Raw genomic sequence first — 16,736 nt, 5'->3', positions numbered from 1 at the left:
CAGTATGTATTTCCTGACTTTTCTTCTTGCAAATTGTCATTGCCCAATATCAATATTTTGTACTTTTGTGCTATGAACTTTATTAAAAATAATCTTGCCAACGCCTTTACGCTTGGCAACTTGTTCTCTGGCTGCGTCGGGATCATCCATTTGTTGAACAACGACTACCAGACGACTGCGCTTTGCATTATCATTTCGTTGGTATTGGATTTCTTCGATGGTTTTGTAGCGCGCGCGCTTAAATCCAATAGCGATCTTGGCGTTCAGTTGGATTCTTTGGCCGATATGGTAAGTTTCGGATTTTTGCCAGGCGTTGTCCTTTACAAGTTTTTAGAATCTTATGGTAACACAGCATTTGGAATCGATTTCCCTTTTGAATTAAAATATTTAGGCTTTTTTGTAACGCTTTTCTCATGTTTGCGATTGGCTATTTTCAATCTGGACGAAGACCAAAAATATTATTTCAAAGGTCTTAATACGCCGACTAATACTGTTTTCCTTTTTGGATTATATTATATCGCTCAACAACATTCGACCACGGAATTTTTTAATGCTGAACAATTAAACAATCTGCTATCACCAGCGGTTTTAATAATCTTGACGGCACTTTGTAGTTGGCTTTTGATAAGTCCAATTAAAATGATTTCGATGAAGTTTAAATCCATGAAATTAGAAGATAACTATCCAAAAGTTGCATTATTAATCGGTGGTATTATTTTATTAATAGCTTTAGGTGTTAATGCAATTCCGCTTTTGGTTGTGTATTATATTTTAATTTCTTTGGTATTTCAGAAACAGCTTAAATAGAAATTAGTGTTTAGTGTTTAGCATTTGGTTTAATAAAAAACATAATTCATAATTCATAATTCATAATTCATAATTCATAATTCATAATTCATAATTCATAATTCATAATTCATAATTCATAATTCATAATTCATAATTCATAATTCAATAAAAAATGAATTTAAAACTGCATAAACCGCTTTGTGTTTTCGATCTCGAAACAACAGGCACCAACGTATCGACAGACAGAATTGTAGAAATTTCGATTCTAAAAGTTAATCCCGACGCATCCAAAGAAACTAAAACTTGGCTTGTTAATCCTGGTATGCCGATTCCAGAACCAGCGAGTTTGGTACACGGCATCTACGACAAAGACGTGATGAATGCGCCAATCTTTAAAGATATCGCACCCAAAGTTTTAGAAATGATAAAAGATTCAGACTTGGGAGGATTTAACTCCAATCGTTTTGATATTCCTGTTTTAGCGGAAGAATTATTACGTGCTGGAATGGATTTCGATTTAACAAAACATAAATTTGTTGATGCGCAAACTATTTTTTTCAAAAAAGAACCTCGTAATCTTGGCGCTGCTTATCAATTCTACTGTGGAAAAACCTTAGAAAATGCACACTCTGCCGAAGCAGATACTTTGGCAACTTTTGAAGTTCTAGATGCGCAAATTGGTAAATACGATGATCTTCCGAATGATATTTTAGGATTAAGCGAATATTCTTATCATCAAAAAAACGCGGATTTAGCAGGTTTTATCGGTTTTAATGACAAGAATGAAGAAATCTTCAACTTTGGAAAATACAAAGGACAAACTGTGAAAAGTGTTTTCCAAAAAGATCACGGTTATTATGGCTGGCTTCAAAACGCTGACTTCCCGTTGTACACGAAGAAAATCTGGACAAAAATTCAATTAATGAGCAAGTTTTAATCTTGCTTTTTTATTTTAATTAAACTTAAAATCAAGACATGAAAATCATTTGTATAGGTCGCAACTATTCCGAACACGCTAAAGAACTCGGCAACGAAGTCCCTGAAAATCCAGTAATTTTTATTAAACCTGATACAGCGGTTCTAAAAAAAGATTCCGATTTCTACATTCCCGAATTTAGTAACGACGTTCATTATGAATTGGAAGTTGTTGTGAAAATCTCAAAAGGCGGAAAATATATTCAAAAGGAAAACGCCAACAAACATTATGACGAAATTGGCTTGGGCATTGACTTCACAGCACGTGATTTACAAAGCGAACTAAAAGCAAAAGGTCTACCTTGGGAACTTGCAAAAGGATTTGATGGTTCTGCTGTCGTTACAGATTTCGTTAACAAAAGCGATTATGATTTATCATCATTAAAATTCTCTTTGACAAAAAACGGCGAAAAAGTCCAAAACGGAAATACGAGTGATATGATTTTTGATATCGATAGTATTATCGCTTTTGCGTCGCAATATTTCACGTTAAGAGTTGGTGATTTAATCTTTACAGGAACGCCAAAAGGTGTCGGCAAAGTTGAGGAAAATGACATTCTTGAAGGCTTTTTAGAAGATAAGAAACTTTTATCATTGCGCATTCAGTAGAACTTTAATTTAGAATTCTTATCTTTATAAAAGAGAAAAAGATTGATTTAAAGTTAATATTATTGAATTATTAATTCCGAATTAACATCATATCTTTAAGATAATCATTAACCTGAAAATTATAGTCATGAAAAATATTATCCTTCCCATTGACTTTTCTGATAGTACAGAAAAACTTGTAGATTATGCCATTTCTTTCGCAAAAGATGTTAATGCTAAAATCCACCTTATCCACGTAAGTCCGACTGACATTGGATTTGTAATAAGCGACATGGGTTACCAATACTTCCCAGAAGTTGAGGAAAACGAATTAAAATACGAACTGAAAGAACTTAACAGACTCGAGCAATATATTATCGCTCACGATGTTGACGCATCACATATCTTGAAACAAGGCAACGCATCGGAAGTGATTATGGATTATGTTACTGAAAAAACTGGCGATTATATTGTAATGGGATCACACGGCAGAAGTGGAATCTACGATGTTTTTGTTGGATCGTTAACTAAAGATTTGACTAAAAATGCCAACATCCCAGTTGTTGTAGTCCCTTGTAGAAAAGAAAAATAAGACAATTATCTTTTAATAAAATAAAGCCCACATTATCATAATGTGGGCTTATATTTAATATAATCAATTTATTTAACCTTCGTTCTTGTAAAGTTTTGGATCGTAGTAAGGGAATTTACCTTCTGTTTCAGAATGATACTCTTTATCCTTATCACCACCTAAAGTAACTACCAAAATATAGCACCAATAAATGAAAAATCCAGATGCTACGATAAATAGTACCCAGTTTAGGAAATTACCTGCAAAATCAAAGAACCCGAAAGTCCACTTGAAAACACTACCTAAGAATAACCAGAAAGATGTCATTGCTCTTCTTTTTTTAAATTAACTTTGCACAAATTTATAAAAAATGTTTCGATTACTTTCTAAAGAAAGCAATATTTTTTCAATTCCTGTTTACATTGGGTTTTTACTGTTGATTATAATTGCATTTAACGCAATGGATATCAACAGATTGGATGCCATATCAGCGGTTATTACCTTCGCTGGAATTTCGTTGGGGTATTTTTTATTTAATAAGCTAGATCTTACTTATCAGACGCATTTGCCGTTGTTTTTATACACATTTTTTGTATTTGCATTCTATCCAGGTGACCTCAGCATCGGTCTAGCAGTCACCTTGTTAATTAACTCGTTTTTACTTTTAATTTTAACCTCAACTAGCGATAAGCTGCGCAAAGGCTCGTATCTTTTAGTAGGTGCATTATTGTGCGTTAATTATCTTTTTTTGCCGATATTTTGGCCAATGATATTTTTTGTTATCATCCATGTTTTTGTAACATCAGGAAAAGCTTTTGCTAATTTATTTAGATTAATTTTCGGTGCAATGTTGGTTTTAATCGCTTACTTCAGCGTGATGTATTGGATTGATTATAGAAGTTGGGATCCCGATTATTTACCTTTTACAAAAGAGTTTAAACTCGTTGATAAATTCACGAATTTGCTATTTATAACCCCGATAATACTTATGCTAATCTATGGTATTATGGACCATTTTAAACATTTTAATGAAAAAAGTCCGACCAGTAAATACAAATACACATTTTTACTACTTTTTTCTTTAGCATTATTAATATCCGTAATTTTGTACATGGGAACTAACTACGAAATGCTTTTGGTTTTAGCACTTCCCGTAACAATTATCCTAAGTCGAATGTTAAAGTTTCTTCCCAAATATTGGATGCAAGAAGTTGGCGTTTGGTTAATTTTGGTGTCATTATTTATTTTTAAAATAGCACCATTTATATTTCATATTTAGACATGATTCAGTTAGAAGATAAATTAATTTCTGAAGATATTTTTTCTGAAGAATTTGTATGTAACCTTTCCAAATGTAAAGGTGCATGTTGTGTAGATGGCGACACAGGTGCGCCTTTGGACGAAGACGAACTTCCGATCCTAAAAGAGATTTTCCCAAAAATAAAACCTTATCTAAGACCCGAAGGCATCAAAGCGATTGAAGAGCAAGGGACACATGTTATCGATAGCGAAGGCGATTTAGTAACGACTTTGGTCAACAATTCGGAGTGCGCTTATGTTATTTTTGACGAAAAAGGTTGGACAAAATGTGGCATCGAAAAAGCTTATGAAGACGGTGTTATCGACTGGAAAAAACCAATCTCTTGTCACCTTTATCCAATACGTGTAACCAATTACAGAACCTTCACCGCGCTTAACTACCACGAGTGGCCAATTTGTGATGACGCTTGTACATTAGGAAAAGAATTAAAAGTAAAAATATATCAATTCTTAAAAGAGCCTTTAACAAGAAAATACGGTGCTGAGTTCTACCAAGATCTAAGCAATGCTGCTGAAGAATGGGAAAGAGAATATAATTCTTAAGAATTTTTAAAATAAAAGAAGTGCTATAAGCCGGATTCTGTGCCCTCCTAGGAGGGCGCTTGTTATTTATCTGATTTGCAAATTGCTCTGCAACTTTAGCTGCTTACCCCTCGCCAACGACCGAGCCGACCTTAACTGGCGATATACTTAGCATTGCACCACATAGAGTTTACCTGGTTTCACTACAGCCGAACTGTACTTGCTTTCTGTTGCACTTGTCCTACGCTCACGCGTGACGGATGTTATCCGCTATGTTGCTCTTTGGTGTCCGGACTTTCCTACCTTCTCGAAAGAAAATCAACAAGCCGCACTTCTTTTATGCTGCAAAATTATCGTTTTCTGAAACAAGTTCAGATATTTTTTTAAATAAATAACATCGCTAAAGCCAACACCAAACCAATTGCAGTGAAAATCATCCCACGTCTGAAAGCTTTGGTCTTAGGGTTAAACATCCAAAAACTCGAAATTACAAAGAAGAACAACGAAATTCCAAAGAAAGTATTGAGCGGCGACAATGTATCTTTGGATTGCGATTTGTGCAGTTTTGTCATTTTATCTAAGACAAAAGGCAATTCTTTTTTAGAATATTTAGCTTCACCTGTTGCGATATTATAAATTCCTTGTTTGAAGTACATGATGCCGTTTTCGTTTTTATCAACTTCAAAACCTTTGATTTTTATTTCTTTACCAAGTGCTTTTTCATCCAAATTAGCATCAAATTTCTTTTCGTATTTAATTTCTTTTTTAAGAAAATCGGTATCGCGATAGACTAATAAGATTCCGCTAATGGCATACACCGCCATAATTCCTGCTAAAAAATAGCCCAAATAGCGGTGTACAATTCTCATAAAAGTTTTTGTGTTTTTAATCTTGTCCATTATGCATTTATTTTTTTATGTGAAAACCCAAAAAGTGGAAGCTAATAAGCCTCCACTTTTTGATATGAAAAATTTAATTCTAGTAAAAATTATAATTTGTATGTCAAAGTAACATAATAATTTCTTGGTGCAATAGGATTAACCGAATAATTCTCGTGAACATTGTAGTTAACTGTATCGAACAAGTTGTTAACTTTCGCTTGAATCATGAATTTCTTCCACTCATAACCCGCAGAGAAAGATACTGTTGTGTAATCTTTAAGATCGTAAGTTCTTGTCACACCATTTCTTGTAGCAAGTAATGCTTTAGTATCATTCCATCCTGCAAGTCTATCACCTACGAAATAAGCACCTGCACCAAGTTTTAAGCCTTTAAGTGCATCAGTAAATTTATAGAATAACGACAAGTTGGCTGTTGTTGCTGGCGTTCTTACTAATCTTTGATCTTCAACATAACCAGTTACAGCTGGCGTATCTAAGTACACTGAATTATTATAAGAGAATCCACCAATAATTGAAATATTTTGAGTTGGGTTACCGGTAATATCTAATTCTACACCTCTACTTCGCATCTTACCCGCAAACTCCTTAATAGTTGTATCATTGTTAGCAGCGCCATTTGCTAAGAATTCTGCAGTTTGATAATAGTTTTGATAAACGATTTGATAAACTGACAAGTTAACAGCTACAGCGTTATCCCACAAGTTTTTCTTTGCCCCCACTTCAAACTGATCGATTGTCGTTGGCTTTAAAGAGTTGTCATAAATATCGCGTCCTGTATTCGCTGAGAACGAATTGGTATATGTTGCAAATACAGATAAGTTATCATTCGGCATGTACACCAAACCTAATTTTGGAGAGAATGCATTATCAGAAGTGGCTGAATTAGCAACAAAATCTTTAGTCGACGTCGCATAAGTAGTCCTGTAAGAAGGCATGTTTTGAATATAAGACCAACGCAAACCAGCGATCACCTTAAATTGTTTTGTTAAGCTAATAAAATCTTGCGCATACACACCAACTCTTCTAGTAGTTGCTCTTGTCAAAGTATTATTTTTTGACGTTGGCATCGCAAGACTTCCGTTATTCCAAGTGGATTGATCATCAAGAAACAAAACACTATTAGGAACATTTGATAAGCTGTAAGCGTAAGCATCTGCTTGATTATAGTCAGCGTCTGCACCAACTAATACTTTATGCCCTATTCTACCTGTATTAAATTCACCGTTCAAGTTAACTTGTGCCGAACCATAATTCTGTTCGCTATAAGTTTTATTAAATGGTGTTGTCCAGGAATATCTTCCCGAGTTTTTTTGATAAACCCATTGTACACGTTCTGTTGAAAAATAATCTTTCGTGTAATTTTGGTATGTTGCAACAGCATTTAAAGTCCATTTATCACTTAACTGTGTATTAAATGTGATATTTGTCGAACCTTGCTGTACGTTTTGATACTGCCAGTCTGTTCCAAAGAAAGTATTTCTAGGCAACCAATCTACGAGTTGAAAACTTCCGTCAGCTAAAGTCATTGCACCGATCCCGAAATCTGGTGTTGAATTATTTTTAAGATAATCTGCTTCAACAATTAATTGTGACTTTTCGCCCAAATTAAATAATATTGAAGGATTAAAATAATACTTTTCTGAATGTACAACATCACGGAAGCTATCTGCATATTCGTAAGCGCCATTCACTCGGAAAGCAACTGTTTTAGACAAAGGTCCATAAACATCGATAGTTGGCTTGTAAGAATTCCAGCTACCAACATTAAACGCAGCGCTACCACCGAAGTTGAAACGAGGTTTTTTAGTTACCAAGTTAATAACACCACCTGCTGCTGTATTTCCGTATAACATTGCATTAGCACCTTTTAGCACCTCAACACGCTCAAGGCCAGAAACCTCAGGAAAGACACCACTATTCATACGACCACCGTTTTTGAACATGTTATCATTACCTAAAGAAAAACCTCTTCCCCCAAAGCTATCTTGTGCGCCACCTCTAGATGAAGTTACATAGACTCCATTAACATTTTGCAAAACATCACTTAACTGCTTAGCTTGTTGCTCCTCAATAATCTCATGAGTAACAATCGCTACAGGCTGAGGCGTTTCCATCATCGTCAAATTAGACTTTGTAGATAGAGGTTTTGCTTTGTTAGGATTACCAGTTTTATGAAGAAGTATATCTTCAATCTGTTGAATCTTTACTGTATCACTTACCGCTTCATATTTCATTTGACTGAAAACCAATCCTGAAATGGCGATTAATCCGAGGCTAAATATTTTCTTGTTCACGTTATATTTATTTAGAAAGATTTAAAATAACGATGCGAATTTATAAATATTTAACATTTCTACAAATTTATTTTTAATAATTCTAAATAAACAATCAATAAAAAAGTCTAACTAATTGATTTAGCTAGACTTAAATTAATATGACATTTCTCAACTTTCTTAAAATCGAGAAAATTAGTTAAAATTTAGTTTCTAAAATCTTGCATATCCAGTTTTAGAGAAAAAAAGTTTGAATAAAAATTAGACCCGCCAATTCCAGAATTTGTAATGGCGTAATCTAAAGTCAGACCTTTGTATTTAATACCGATACCTGCGCTCGGTTGGAAGGACATTTTTCGTTTTAAGCTTTCGATATCTGTTATATTACTAAATTGGTTAACACCCAATCTCACAAAAATCATATCTTGAAAAGTAAGTTCGGCACCAGCATAAGGCGTAATACTCGCAAAATCCGTCGAAATCAAAGATGGCGTTTTAGCAAAATCAACATTAATTCCAGCTTCGGGAAGAAGTTTCAAATCACGATTAATCTCAAAAAGTCGGCTTGCTCCAACATTAAGCTTTGGCATCGTAATTTCCATTTTATCTTTTGGCGCAGGGTTAAACTCTTCCCCATTAACCACCGCTGACAACTCTTTCTGATTAACTGTCCAAAAGTTAACTGTCGTCGTTGCATCGCGTAACATGGCACCATAATTCCAGCCAGATTCGCTTTTATATATCGCACCAAGGTCAAACCCAAAGCCATAACCGCTAGCAAATTTACCAACATTACGATAGACAACTTTGGCGTTAGCACCCAAACTTAATCTTTGATTGCCCGAAGGATAAAAGGCGTAAGACAAAATTGCAGCATAATCTGCAGTCGAGAAAGAGGATATTTTATCATAATCGATATTCCCTTCTGGATCGATCATTTGCGTCGTATTAAGAATATTATCCACGCCAAGACGCACTAACGAAATGCCAAAAACACCACTCTCTACAGATTTTGCAAAAGCAACGTAATCGTATTTAGCAATAGATTCAAAATATTCTGCGTGCATTGCAGAAGCTTGCCAATCGCGGTCTATACCGTTAAGTCCTGCAGGATTCCACATTGGCGCATAGACATCTTCTTGGTTAGATATAACCGCACCGCCCATCCCGAGACCACGTGCACCAGCTCCAATATTTAAAAATTCATTAGAATATTTTCTAATAATCTGAGCATTAAACAAACTAATCGCCAAAAGGCATATAAAAAATAAATATCTTTTCATTAATCAACGATCTTATTGGCTTCCAGCAATTCTGCTGCTTTCTTCCTTTTAGATTTTATTAAACCATTAACGACAATGGACAAAATCATCACAGCTGAGGCGATATAAAAAATCGGACTCATATGTTCTGACGCCCCAAAGATAAAAAAAGCTAAAATAATCCCATAGACTGGTTCTAGATTAACCGTTAATATTAGTGTAAATGGCGAAATATACTTCATTAGCTTGATACTTTCGAACATTGGATATGCTGTGAAAACACTTGCTAATAAAATTACTAACGCATAATCATGCAAACTTATTTCATGCGCAAAAGATAATTGTCCCGTTAACAAGAAAACCGCTGAAATAACAAGCCATCCTCCAAAGATTTCATAAAAAATAATATTGCCCGACGAGGTTTTACCAAACATTTTACCATTAAGAACTGAGAAAATAGTTCCGCAAAGCGCACAAAGTATTCCATAGAAAATCCCAAGCTTATATTTAAACTCCGCATTGAAAATCAATAAAATACAAGCAACAATCACAATCCCAATCAGAATCTCAACCCAATCCACTTTTCGTTTAAAAATAACAGGTTCGATAACTGCCGCAAACAAAGTGGACAACGACAAGCACGACAATGCAATCGATACATTCGACACTTTAATGGATTCAAAAAAGAAAAACCAATGTGCCGCCATCACACTTCCAATAGCGACTAAACGGAGCAGCGTTTTTTTATCAATTTTTAAACTTTCTTTTTTAAAAAATCTTAAATAGATAAATAAAAAAAATGCTGTGAAAAGCATTCTGTAAAAGACTAATGACGACGCATCTATCTGAATTAACTTTCCTAAAATTGCGGTGAATCCCCACAAAAAAACAATTAAATGTAATCGAAATAAATGCGAACTGAACATTATGAAAACGGGCTTGTAAAATTTAATACAAACTTATGCATAATAAAGTTATTTTTGCAAAAATAAAAGAATGGAATTTTTACAAATTTTCACCTCTGTAGATGCGCTCATTGCACTACTGACCCTAACATTTTTGGAGATCATCTTAGGGATTGACAATATCATTTTTATCTCCATTGTCACCGGAAAACTTCCTCCCGAAAAACGCAAACGTGCCACAAGAATTGGACTTTTCTTAGCGATGTTCATGAGAATCGCTTTGTTATTTGGGATTACGTGGCTTATCGCGATGAAGGCAACACTTTTCGGATTCGATTGGGGTTGGTTCCGTGCAGATTTTACAGGTCAAGCGCTGATATTATTAGCTGGAGGTATTTTCTTAATCTATAAAAGTACAAAAGAAATCCACGAAAAAGTTGACGCCAAAGGCGAACACGAAAGAGAATTAGCAACTGGATCTGGCGCAAAATCTTTCGGAAACATTATTTTTCAGATTTTATTAATCGACTTGGTATTCTCGATTGACAGTATTTTGACAGCAGTTGGGATGACTAATGGCGTACATGGCGCACTTCCAATTATGATAACGGCAGTTGTAATTTCGGTTGGTGTTATGATGTTGTTTGCGGTGCCTGTTGGTAATTTCGTTAATCAAAATCCATCGATCCAGATTCTAGGATTGGCTTTTCTAATTTTGATTGGTTTTATGCTAATTACAGAAAGCATGCACTTGTCAGGTGCTGTACTTGGCGGACAAGAAGTTGGCGCCGTACCAAAAGGTTATCTGTATTTTGCAATTTTCTTCTCGCTGGTCGTAGAATTTTTAAATATGAGAATGCGTAAAAAGAAAGCTTAAACCTATAAAAATAAAATCCCCACCTCGATTGAAGTGGGGATTTTTGGTTAATTAGTTTTTAAAAATGTTTTCTGGGCTATTAATTTCTGTATCAAAATTAGACATTGATTTTAACAAAACTTTAAGTAAAAACCCCTCAATTTTAAAATGAGGGGTTTTTACTATTTTATTGAAGTGGCAATTCTTCGAGTTTTACAATATTCTTCTGTAACGCATAGACAACCAATCCAGTCACATTTTTAACACCGATTTTCGCAAACAATCTCGACTTGTGACCTTCTACCGTTTTTTGAGAAATAAACAAAGTTTCGCCGATTTCTTTTGCTGTGCGTTGTTGGCAAAGCTGCCTGATGATTTCTATTTCACGATCCGAAATGCTTTCATCTGACTCTAAAATCGGTTTTGGAGAACGACTAGATATTTGGTCGCGCAAAGCTTCAACTTGATCAGGTTTAAAATAAAAACCAGTCACTGCAACTTGTTTTATAACGTTAAGCAAATCAAAAGGTGACATCCCTTTAGGAATAAATGCTGAAACACCTTCCTTTACCATAAAACCAACCGAATTATCTTGGTAATGACTGGAAATAACGATAATCTTCAAATCAAAATTTTTGACTTTAATATGACGAAGTACCTCGAGACCATCAATTGTTTTCATTTTTAAATCCAAAAGAAGAACATCAATCTCTGCGCCCGACTCAAGATGTTGGAGCAATTGGTAACCGTCTGTAGTTTCGAAAACAACGTCCAGTTGTGGGTCTTGCTCTAGAAAACTTTTCAAAAGACTTACGATAAGATAATCGTCATCTACTATTGCTATGCGAAATTTTTCCATAAGACATATCAAAGATAAAGCGTGTACCTTTATCCTGTTTGGTTCTAAATTTATATTTTGCGTCAAGCTGATTCGCTCTCAAATCGATATTTTGAAGCCCAATACCCTTTCCTTCATTTTTAGAAAAACCGACGCCATCATTTTGTAAAACAAAGGAAATTCGATCTTTTTTAATCCTAATGATCATTTTAATCTCACTAGCTTTTGCGTGTTTGTGGATATTATTAAGAAGCTCTTGCAAAATCCTGACAATTTGCAATTTCGTATTCTTATCAACAACTAAATCATCATCTGCAACGATGTAGAATTTAACAATATAAATACTTTCCCAACTTTCTAAAACACTTCGAATAACATCTACCAAAGTTTTATTTTCATACAAAGGTGGCGCGAGGTCATGCGAAATTCTACGCGACTCGTCAATCGTACTTCCTAAGAGATGATCCAATTCTTTAGAATCTGTTCCCATGGCAGACTTCAGCCGGATGATGGTTAATTTACTGATAATATTATCGTGTAGATCTGCAGCAATACGCTCTCTTTCCTTTTCTTGCGCTTCGAGACTGACATTGAGAAGTTTTTTCTCATGTTCCAAAGTTTTATGATGTTCGGCTTCTTTACTTTTTAAAAGACGATGATAAGAAATATAAATAACGCTAACCGTTGTTACCACCAACAAGACAATCACTATAAGAATAAATATAATGATTAACAGAAAGTTGCTCGGATCTTGCCAGTCGTACATAACAAAAATTAAAATCGAAATTTACATAGTTAATTGCAAATTTGATTAGGTAAAAACCCTCTATTTTAAAAATTAGTAATTAGTCTTAAACTTGTTAAAATTCCAGATAAAATAAAACATAAAACAAGCAAATAGAAATTCAAAAATAATAACTGACAGCATAAAATAAAAAACACTATTATTCTGTAAAGCATTATTCAACAAGAAATTAACAACAATGTCGTACAATAAGGTAAACGAAAAATAGGTTAATAAGCCGACGCAAAGCAACAAATATTTAAAACTAAAGGCTTCTTCATTTTTAAGTTGCAAAATAACGTAACCAATACAAAAACTAATAAACATTAATTTCATAAAAATTACGGCGTAAGCATTATAGTTGTTTATAGTAATATTTTCGTGACCTAAAATAGTCATTGCAAAAAAGGAAAGACTCAACGTCCCAAGCACGACAACTAAAGTTTTTAAAACGCTCGAAGCACTAAATAAATCGTAAAAAATTTTGCAAAAAATAATTACAAAAGTACAGTTGACAAAATCAATATAATTATCCGAAATCGAAACTGAATTCCGTTCAGGTGGAAAAAACACTGATCCAATAACACTTTTCAACGTATGCATGCCACTTATCAAGCAGAAAATCCCAAGTAGTCTAAGATTAAGTTTATCAGAAGAACTGGTTTTTCGCAACGAGTAGACAAAGGCCAAAATCAATAAAATCCCGATTACAAAACTTGTAACATTATACGCGCCGATAGAAAATTGCAAAAAGTCCATTTAAGACATGATTATTAGTTTTCAAAAATAGTTTTTTTCTTAAAAATGAGATTATCAAAGATCAAATTTTGTCCATATCTATAAAAACAAGTATTTTTAGACTCTAAGAAAAATTACAAAATGGATTTAGAATTCAATAAGCGTGAAGATCAAAACAAACTGAAACTTTCAGAAATAAATAGACTTTATAACCAAATAAAAAAAGGCGGCGGCGACAAAGCTTTACAAAAGCAACACGACCAAGGCAAATTAACTGCCCGCGAACGTATCGACTATCTTCTTGACAAAAACTCCGACAGCATCGAAGTTGGTGCTTTTGCAGGATTCGACATGTACGAAGAACACGGTGGTTGTCCATCTGGCGGTGTTGTTGTCGTTATTGGATATGTTTCTGGTAAACAATGTATTGTTGTTGCGAATGACGCAACGGTAAAAGCTGGCGCTTGGTTCCCGATTACTGGTAAGAAAAATCTACGTGCACAAGAAATCGCAATGGAGAATAGACTTCCGATCATCTATCTAGTAGATTCTGCTGGTGTATATCTTCCGATGCAAGACGAAATTTTCCCTGATAAGGAAATGTTCGGACGTATTTTCCGAAACAATGCAAAAATGAGTTCTGCTGGAATCGTTCAGATTTCTGCGATTATGGGAAGTTGTGTTGCTGGAGGCGCTTATCTACCAATTATGAGTGACGAAGCGATGATTGTTGACGGAACTGGAAGTATTTTCCTTGCAGGAAGTTATCTTGTGAAAGCAGCCATTGGTGAATCTATCGACAACGAAACTTTAGGTGGCGCAACGACACATTGTTCTATTTCTGGTGTTACAGATTACAAAGCTAAAGATGATAAAGATGCATTAGATCGTATCAAAACGATTATGAAATCTATTGGCGGTTACAACAAAGCTGGATTTGACCGTATCGAAAGCGCACCACCAAAAGAAAATCCTGAGAATATTTTCGGAATTATGCCTGTTGGTCGTTCAGAACAATATGATACTTTTGATATTATTAAATGTCTTGTTGACAATTCTGAATATGAAGAGTACAAACCAGATTACGGAAAAAGCATCGTATGTTGTACAGCTCGTATCGATGGTTGGAGTGTTGGTATCGTTGCTAACCAAAGAAAACTTGTAAAAAGCGGAAAAGGCGAAATGCAATTCGGTGGTGTGATTTATTCGGATTCCGCTGACAAAGCAACGCGTTTTATTGCAAATTGTAACCAAAGAAAAATCCCATTGATTTTCTTACAAGACGTAACAGGCTTTATGGTTGGTTCTAAATCTGAACACGGTGGCATCATCAAAGATGGCGCAAAAATGGTAAATGCGGTTTCAAATTCTGTCGTTCCGAAATTCACAATTATTACGGGTAACTCTTATGGCGCTGGTAATTATGCAATGTGCGGAAAGGCTTACGATCCGAGATTAATTGTGGCTTGGCCTTGGGCGGAACTTGCTGTAATGGGCGGTCAACAAGCAGGAACTGTTTTATTACAAATTCAAGAATCTGCGCTTAAAAAGCAAGGCAAACAAATTACCGAAGAAGAACGTAAAGAGATTTTGGATAAAATCGTTGCCAACTATAAAAAACAAATCGATCCAAAATATGCGGCGGCAAGACTTTGGACAGATGCCATCATCAATCCTGTTGACACTAGAAAGTGGATAAGCATGGGTATCGAAGCGGCTGATCATGCGCCAATTACAGAGAAGTTTAATCTTGGCGTTATTCAAGTTTAAAATAAAACGCTAAAATAAAAACACACAATGAAAAAAAATTTAAGTTTATTATTAATTAATACAACAATCATAGTTTTTGCACAGTGTAAAATTATTGGACCATCAAAAATTATGGTCAATGAGAAAGTAAAATTTAATATTGAAAACGAAAATGGACAATGTCAAGATTGTCATCAATGGTCACTTAGCCCAAATATTGGCTTAATTGAAAGTGATGCACGTAAGAATTTTGTTGATATTACACCTACAAAGCAAGGTCGTGCAGAATTGACTTTGTCGGTGATGACGACTTCAGGTGTTGAAAAATGTAAAAAACCGATCAACGTTATTGTAGCAAAAGCAAACACTGAAGTTCGTAATCAAGAGATTATTGGCGACACAACTTGCGACATTCCAAATCTTAATTATACAGAAGTTAAATACACGGCTGGAAAATTAATTTTAGTACCGGAACAAAATGCGCCAGACTTTTCATATACATGGACAACCACTTTTAAAAATGGAACAAACGCAGAATCCAAAGACAAGAATCCGCAATTTGTCTATGCTGAAGATAATCCGATTGAAAAAATCCAATTAGTCCTTTCTTCTAGAAAATGCACCAAACTTTCGATAAGAACATATCAAGAAGATTTTTGGAAATAATTTTTTTAAAATCAATAAAGCCTTTCCTTGTGAGAGGCTTTTTTATGGCTTGATTTAAATAAAATTTATTCATACTTAAAATATTTTTAAATTTAATTAAAATAATTTTTAACTTTATCAAAAATGATTTCAAAATAATGAAACTCCCAATCTTTTGTCCAAGCTGCGAGTCGACGCTGCGTGTCAGTCAAATGACTTGCGGAACCTGTAGCACTGTGGTCAATGGAGACTATGACTTACCACTTTATTTAAAGCTAAACCGAGACGAGCAAGATTTCATCCTAGAATTTTTTCTTAACAGCGGCAGCATCAAAGAAATGGCAAAACAAGCAGAACTCTCCTACCCGACTATGCGCAACAAAATGGACGACCTCATCGAAAAAATAAAAAACCTAAAATCATAACCTATGTACTGGACATATATTTTTAATCCGCTTGCCAAAATATCATCAAAAGCCTTTATGCTAATTGGGCTCATATCTGCCGTTATTGGTTCGTTTATCTCCCAATTTTATTTTACAATTTATGATGGCCTAATCGATGCGCACACATATTATTTGCTGACTTATGCGCAAGCCATTACAGCCAATATGATTACTATTATTTTGCCTTGTATTTTGCTTTTTATCTTGGGACGAATCATCAATCCAAAAACCAGAATGATTGACGTTCTTAATACGTCTTTCTTGTACAGAATTCCGATCTACGTTTTTCCATTCTTTACAAATCTTCCCGCAATGAAAAGTATTGAAGCGAAGATAAATGATCCATCAATCGGCATTAGAAATATTCAATTTTCTCCTGACGAAACTGGCACAATTGTTTGGGTTTCCATTCTTAGTATTGCTTTAATAACCTATGCAATTACTTTAATGTTTTTCGGTTTTAAGACTGCGACTAACGCTAAAAAAACGTGGCATTATATAGCTTTCGCTGGTGCTTTTATTATTGGTGAAGTTTTAAGTAAAATCATTATTCGTTCAATATTATAAAATTCA

General features: G+C 34.6%; 19 protein-coding genes and 1 other RNA gene. 11 read left to right on the top strand and 9 right to left on the bottom strand.

The window, feature by feature from the left end:
* Positions 1-72: 72 nt before the first annotated feature.
* The 4 genes from B5X62_RS09950 (at position 73) to B5X62_RS09935 (ending at position 2,944) form a co-directional block, all read left to right on the top strand.
* Positions 73-807, top strand: a complete 735-nt coding sequence (locus tag B5X62_RS09950) for a CDP-alcohol phosphatidyltransferase family protein (RefSeq protein WP_079667277.1) — start codon at positions 73-75, stop codon at positions 805-807.
* 154 nt (positions 808-961) lie between these two features.
* Complete coding sequence (locus B5X62_RS09945; RefSeq protein WP_079667276.1) at positions 962-1,726, top strand: 3'-5' exonuclease; 765 nt, start codon at positions 962-964, stop codon at positions 1,724-1,726.
* A gap of 38 nt (positions 1,727-1,764) precedes the next feature.
* On the top strand, positions 1,765-2,373 hold the full coding sequence (locus B5X62_RS09940; protein ID WP_079667275.1) for a fumarylacetoacetate hydrolase family protein: 609 nt from the start codon (positions 1,765-1,767) through the stop codon (positions 2,371-2,373).
* Positions 2,374-2,500: 127 nt separating this feature from the next.
* Positions 2,501-2,944, top strand: a complete 444-nt coding sequence (locus B5X62_RS09935; RefSeq protein WP_079667274.1) for a universal stress protein — start codon at positions 2,501-2,503, stop codon at positions 2,942-2,944.
* A gap of 72 nt (positions 2,945-3,016) precedes the next feature.
* On the opposite strand, the gene B5X62_RS09930 is transcribed toward B5X62_RS09935, so the two are convergent.
* On the bottom strand, positions 3,017-3,250 hold the full coding sequence (locus B5X62_RS09930) for a hypothetical protein (RefSeq protein ID WP_079667273.1): 234 nt from the start codon (positions 3,248-3,250) through the stop codon (positions 3,017-3,019).
* Between the two features lie 43 nt (positions 3,251-3,293).
* On the opposite strand from B5X62_RS09930, the gene B5X62_RS09925 reads away from it, so the two are divergent.
* Both B5X62_RS09925 and B5X62_RS09920 read left to right on the top strand, forming a co-directional pair.
* Positions 3,294-4,202 carry a DUF6427 family protein gene (locus B5X62_RS09925; RefSeq protein ID WP_079667272.1) on the top strand — a complete coding sequence of 303 codons (909 nt, stop codon included), beginning with the start codon at positions 3,294-3,296 and terminating at the stop codon, positions 4,200-4,202.
* Positions 4,203-4,204: 2 nt separating this feature from the next.
* Positions 4,205-4,786, top strand: coding sequence for a DUF3109 family protein (locus B5X62_RS09920; RefSeq protein ID WP_079667271.1), 582 nt, complete (start codon positions 4,205-4,207; stop codon positions 4,784-4,786).
* 10 nt (positions 4,787-4,796) lie between these two features.
* Here B5X62_RS09920 and rnpB read toward each other — a convergent pair.
* The 5 genes from rnpB to B5X62_RS09895 form a co-directional block, all read right to left on the bottom strand.
* An RNA gene (gene rnpB / locus B5X62_RS09915) (RNase P RNA component class A) lies at positions 4,797-5,103 on the bottom strand.
* Positions 5,104-5,148: 45 nt separating this feature from the next.
* A complete protein-coding gene (locus B5X62_RS09910; protein WP_079667270.1) occupies positions 5,149-5,664 on the bottom strand; it encodes a hypothetical protein in 516 nt (171 codons plus the stop codon).
* A gap of 89 nt (positions 5,665-5,753) precedes the next feature.
* Positions 5,754-7,961 carry a TonB-dependent siderophore receptor gene (locus tag B5X62_RS09905; protein ID WP_079667269.1) on the bottom strand — a complete coding sequence of 736 codons (2,208 nt, stop codon included), beginning with the start codon at positions 7,959-7,961 and terminating at the stop codon, positions 5,754-5,756.
* A gap of 185 nt (positions 7,962-8,146) precedes the next feature.
* Positions 8,147-9,223: a putative type IX sorting system protein PorV2 gene (locus tag B5X62_RS09900; protein ID WP_079667268.1), complete on the bottom strand. Its 1,077-nt coding sequence runs from the start codon at positions 9,221-9,223 to the stop codon at positions 8,147-8,149.
* On the bottom strand, positions 9,223-10,128 hold the full coding sequence (locus tag B5X62_RS09895; RefSeq protein ID WP_079667267.1) for a DMT family transporter: 906 nt from the start codon (positions 10,126-10,128) through the stop codon (positions 9,223-9,225). Before B5X62_RS09895 ends, B5X62_RS09900 begins: the two co-directional genes overlap by 1 nt.
* A 70-nt stretch (positions 10,129-10,198) precedes the next feature.
* Between B5X62_RS09895 and B5X62_RS09890 the strand changes: the two genes are divergently transcribed.
* Positions 10,199-10,984 (top strand): TerC family protein, encoded by a 786-nt coding sequence (locus B5X62_RS09890; protein ID WP_079667266.1) that lies wholly within the window; start codon positions 10,199-10,201, stop codon positions 10,982-10,984.
* Between the two features lie 166 nt (positions 10,985-11,150).
* Here the strand turns inward: B5X62_RS09890 and B5X62_RS09885 are convergent, their stop codons facing one another.
* The 3 genes from B5X62_RS09885 to B5X62_RS09875 all read right to left on the bottom strand — a co-directional run bounded on the left by B5X62_RS09885 (position 11,151) and on the right by B5X62_RS09875 (position 13,344).
* Positions 11,151-11,822: a response regulator transcription factor gene (locus B5X62_RS09885; protein ID WP_079667265.1), complete on the bottom strand. Its 672-nt coding sequence runs from the start codon at positions 11,820-11,822 to the stop codon at positions 11,151-11,153.
* Positions 11,791-12,567, bottom strand: coding sequence for a sensor histidine kinase (locus B5X62_RS09880; protein ID WP_079667264.1), 777 nt, complete (start codon positions 12,565-12,567; stop codon positions 11,791-11,793). The genes B5X62_RS09885 and B5X62_RS09880 overlap by 32 nt, the downstream gene beginning before the upstream one ends.
* A gap of 72 nt (positions 12,568-12,639) precedes the next feature.
* Positions 12,640-13,344: a hypothetical protein gene (locus B5X62_RS09875; RefSeq protein ID WP_079667263.1), complete on the bottom strand. Its 705-nt coding sequence runs from the start codon at positions 13,342-13,344 to the stop codon at positions 12,640-12,642.
* Between the two features lie 120 nt (positions 13,345-13,464).
* Here B5X62_RS09875 and B5X62_RS09870 point away from each other — a divergent pair, with 120 nt between their 5' ends.
* The 4 genes from B5X62_RS09870 to B5X62_RS09855 all read left to right on the top strand — a co-directional run bounded on the left by B5X62_RS09870 (position 13,465) and on the right by B5X62_RS09855 (position 16,730).
* Positions 13,465-15,093 carry an acyl-CoA carboxylase subunit beta gene (locus B5X62_RS09870; protein WP_079667262.1) on the top strand — a complete coding sequence of 543 codons (1,629 nt, stop codon included), beginning with the start codon at positions 13,465-13,467 and terminating at the stop codon, positions 15,091-15,093.
* Between the two features lie 27 nt (positions 15,094-15,120).
* Positions 15,121-15,738, top strand: a complete 618-nt coding sequence (locus B5X62_RS09865) for a hypothetical protein (RefSeq protein ID WP_079667261.1) — start codon at positions 15,121-15,123, stop codon at positions 15,736-15,738.
* A gap of 137 nt (positions 15,739-15,875) precedes the next feature.
* Positions 15,876-16,142, top strand: coding sequence for a DUF2089 family protein (locus B5X62_RS09860; RefSeq protein ID WP_079667260.1), 267 nt, complete (start codon positions 15,876-15,878; stop codon positions 16,140-16,142).
* A 3-nt stretch (positions 16,143-16,145) separates the two neighbouring features.
* Positions 16,146-16,730, top strand: a complete 585-nt coding sequence (locus B5X62_RS09855; RefSeq protein ID WP_144038352.1) for a hypothetical protein — start codon at positions 16,146-16,148, stop codon at positions 16,728-16,730.
* The last annotated feature ends 6 nt before the right edge of the window (positions 16,731-16,736 follow it).

Source organism: Soonwooa buanensis, from assembly GCF_900167905.1.
Taxonomy (GTDB): Bacteria; Bacteroidota; Bacteroidia; order Flavobacteriales; family Weeksellaceae; genus Soonwooa; species Soonwooa buanensis.
This window is presented reverse-complemented; position numbering and strand designations above follow the sequence as displayed.

What these genes read in the sequence shown, in the direction of transcription:
- B5X62_RS09950 (WP_079667277.1), top strand. Translation starts at nt 73, where the DNA reads ATGAACTTTATTAAAAATAATCTTGCCAACGCCTTTACGCTTGGCAAC.
- B5X62_RS09945 (WP_079667276.1), top strand. Translation starts at nt 962, where the DNA reads ATGAATTTAAAACTGCATAAACCGCTTTGTGTTTTCGATCTCGAAACA.
- B5X62_RS09940 (WP_079667275.1), top strand. Translation starts at nt 1,765, where the DNA reads ATGAAAATCATTTGTATAGGTCGCAACTATTCCGAACACGCTAAAGAA.
- B5X62_RS09935 (WP_079667274.1), top strand. Translation starts at nt 2,501, where the DNA reads ATGAAAAATATTATCCTTCCCATTGACTTTTCTGATAGTACAGAAAAA.
- B5X62_RS09930 (WP_079667273.1), bottom strand. Translation starts at nt 3,250, where the DNA reads ATGACATCTTTCTGGTTATTCTTAGGTAGTGTTTTCAAGTGGACTTTC.
- B5X62_RS09925 (WP_079667272.1), top strand. Translation starts at nt 3,294, where the DNA reads ATGTTTCGATTACTTTCTAAAGAAAGCAATATTTTTTCAATTCCTGTT.
- B5X62_RS09920 (WP_079667271.1), top strand. Translation starts at nt 4,205, where the DNA reads ATGATTCAGTTAGAAGATAAATTAATTTCTGAAGATATTTTTTCTGAA.
- B5X62_RS09910 (WP_079667270.1), bottom strand. Translation starts at nt 5,664, where the DNA reads ATGGACAAGATTAAAAACACAAAAACTTTTATGAGAATTGTACACCGC.
- B5X62_RS09900 (WP_079667268.1), bottom strand. Translation starts at nt 9,223, where the DNA reads ATGAAAAGATATTTATTTTTTATATGCCTTTTGGCGATTAGTTTGTTT.
- B5X62_RS09895 (WP_079667267.1), bottom strand. Translation starts at nt 10,128, where the DNA reads ATGTTCAGTTCGCATTTATTTCGATTACATTTAATTGTTTTTTTGTGG.
- B5X62_RS09890 (WP_079667266.1), top strand. Translation starts at nt 10,199, where the DNA reads ATGGAATTTTTACAAATTTTCACCTCTGTAGATGCGCTCATTGCACTA.
- B5X62_RS09885 (WP_079667265.1), bottom strand. Translation starts at nt 11,822, where the DNA reads ATGGAAAAATTTCGCATAGCAATAGTAGATGACGATTATCTTATCGTA.
- B5X62_RS09880 (WP_079667264.1), bottom strand. Translation starts at nt 12,567, where the DNA reads ATGTACGACTGGCAAGATCCGAGCAACTTTCTGTTAATCATTATATTT.
- B5X62_RS09875 (WP_079667263.1), bottom strand. Translation starts at nt 13,344, where the DNA reads ATGGACTTTTTGCAATTTTCTATCGGCGCGTATAATGTTACAAGTTTT.
- B5X62_RS09870 (WP_079667262.1), top strand. Translation starts at nt 13,465, where the DNA reads ATGGATTTAGAATTCAATAAGCGTGAAGATCAAAACAAACTGAAACTT.
- B5X62_RS09865 (WP_079667261.1), top strand. Translation starts at nt 15,121, where the DNA reads ATGAAAAAAAATTTAAGTTTATTATTAATTAATACAACAATCATAGTT.
- B5X62_RS09860 (WP_079667260.1), top strand. Translation starts at nt 15,876, where the DNA reads ATGAAACTCCCAATCTTTTGTCCAAGCTGCGAGTCGACGCTGCGTGTC.
- B5X62_RS09855 (WP_144038352.1), top strand. Translation starts at nt 16,146, where the DNA reads ATGTACTGGACATATATTTTTAATCCGCTTGCCAAAATATCATCAAAA.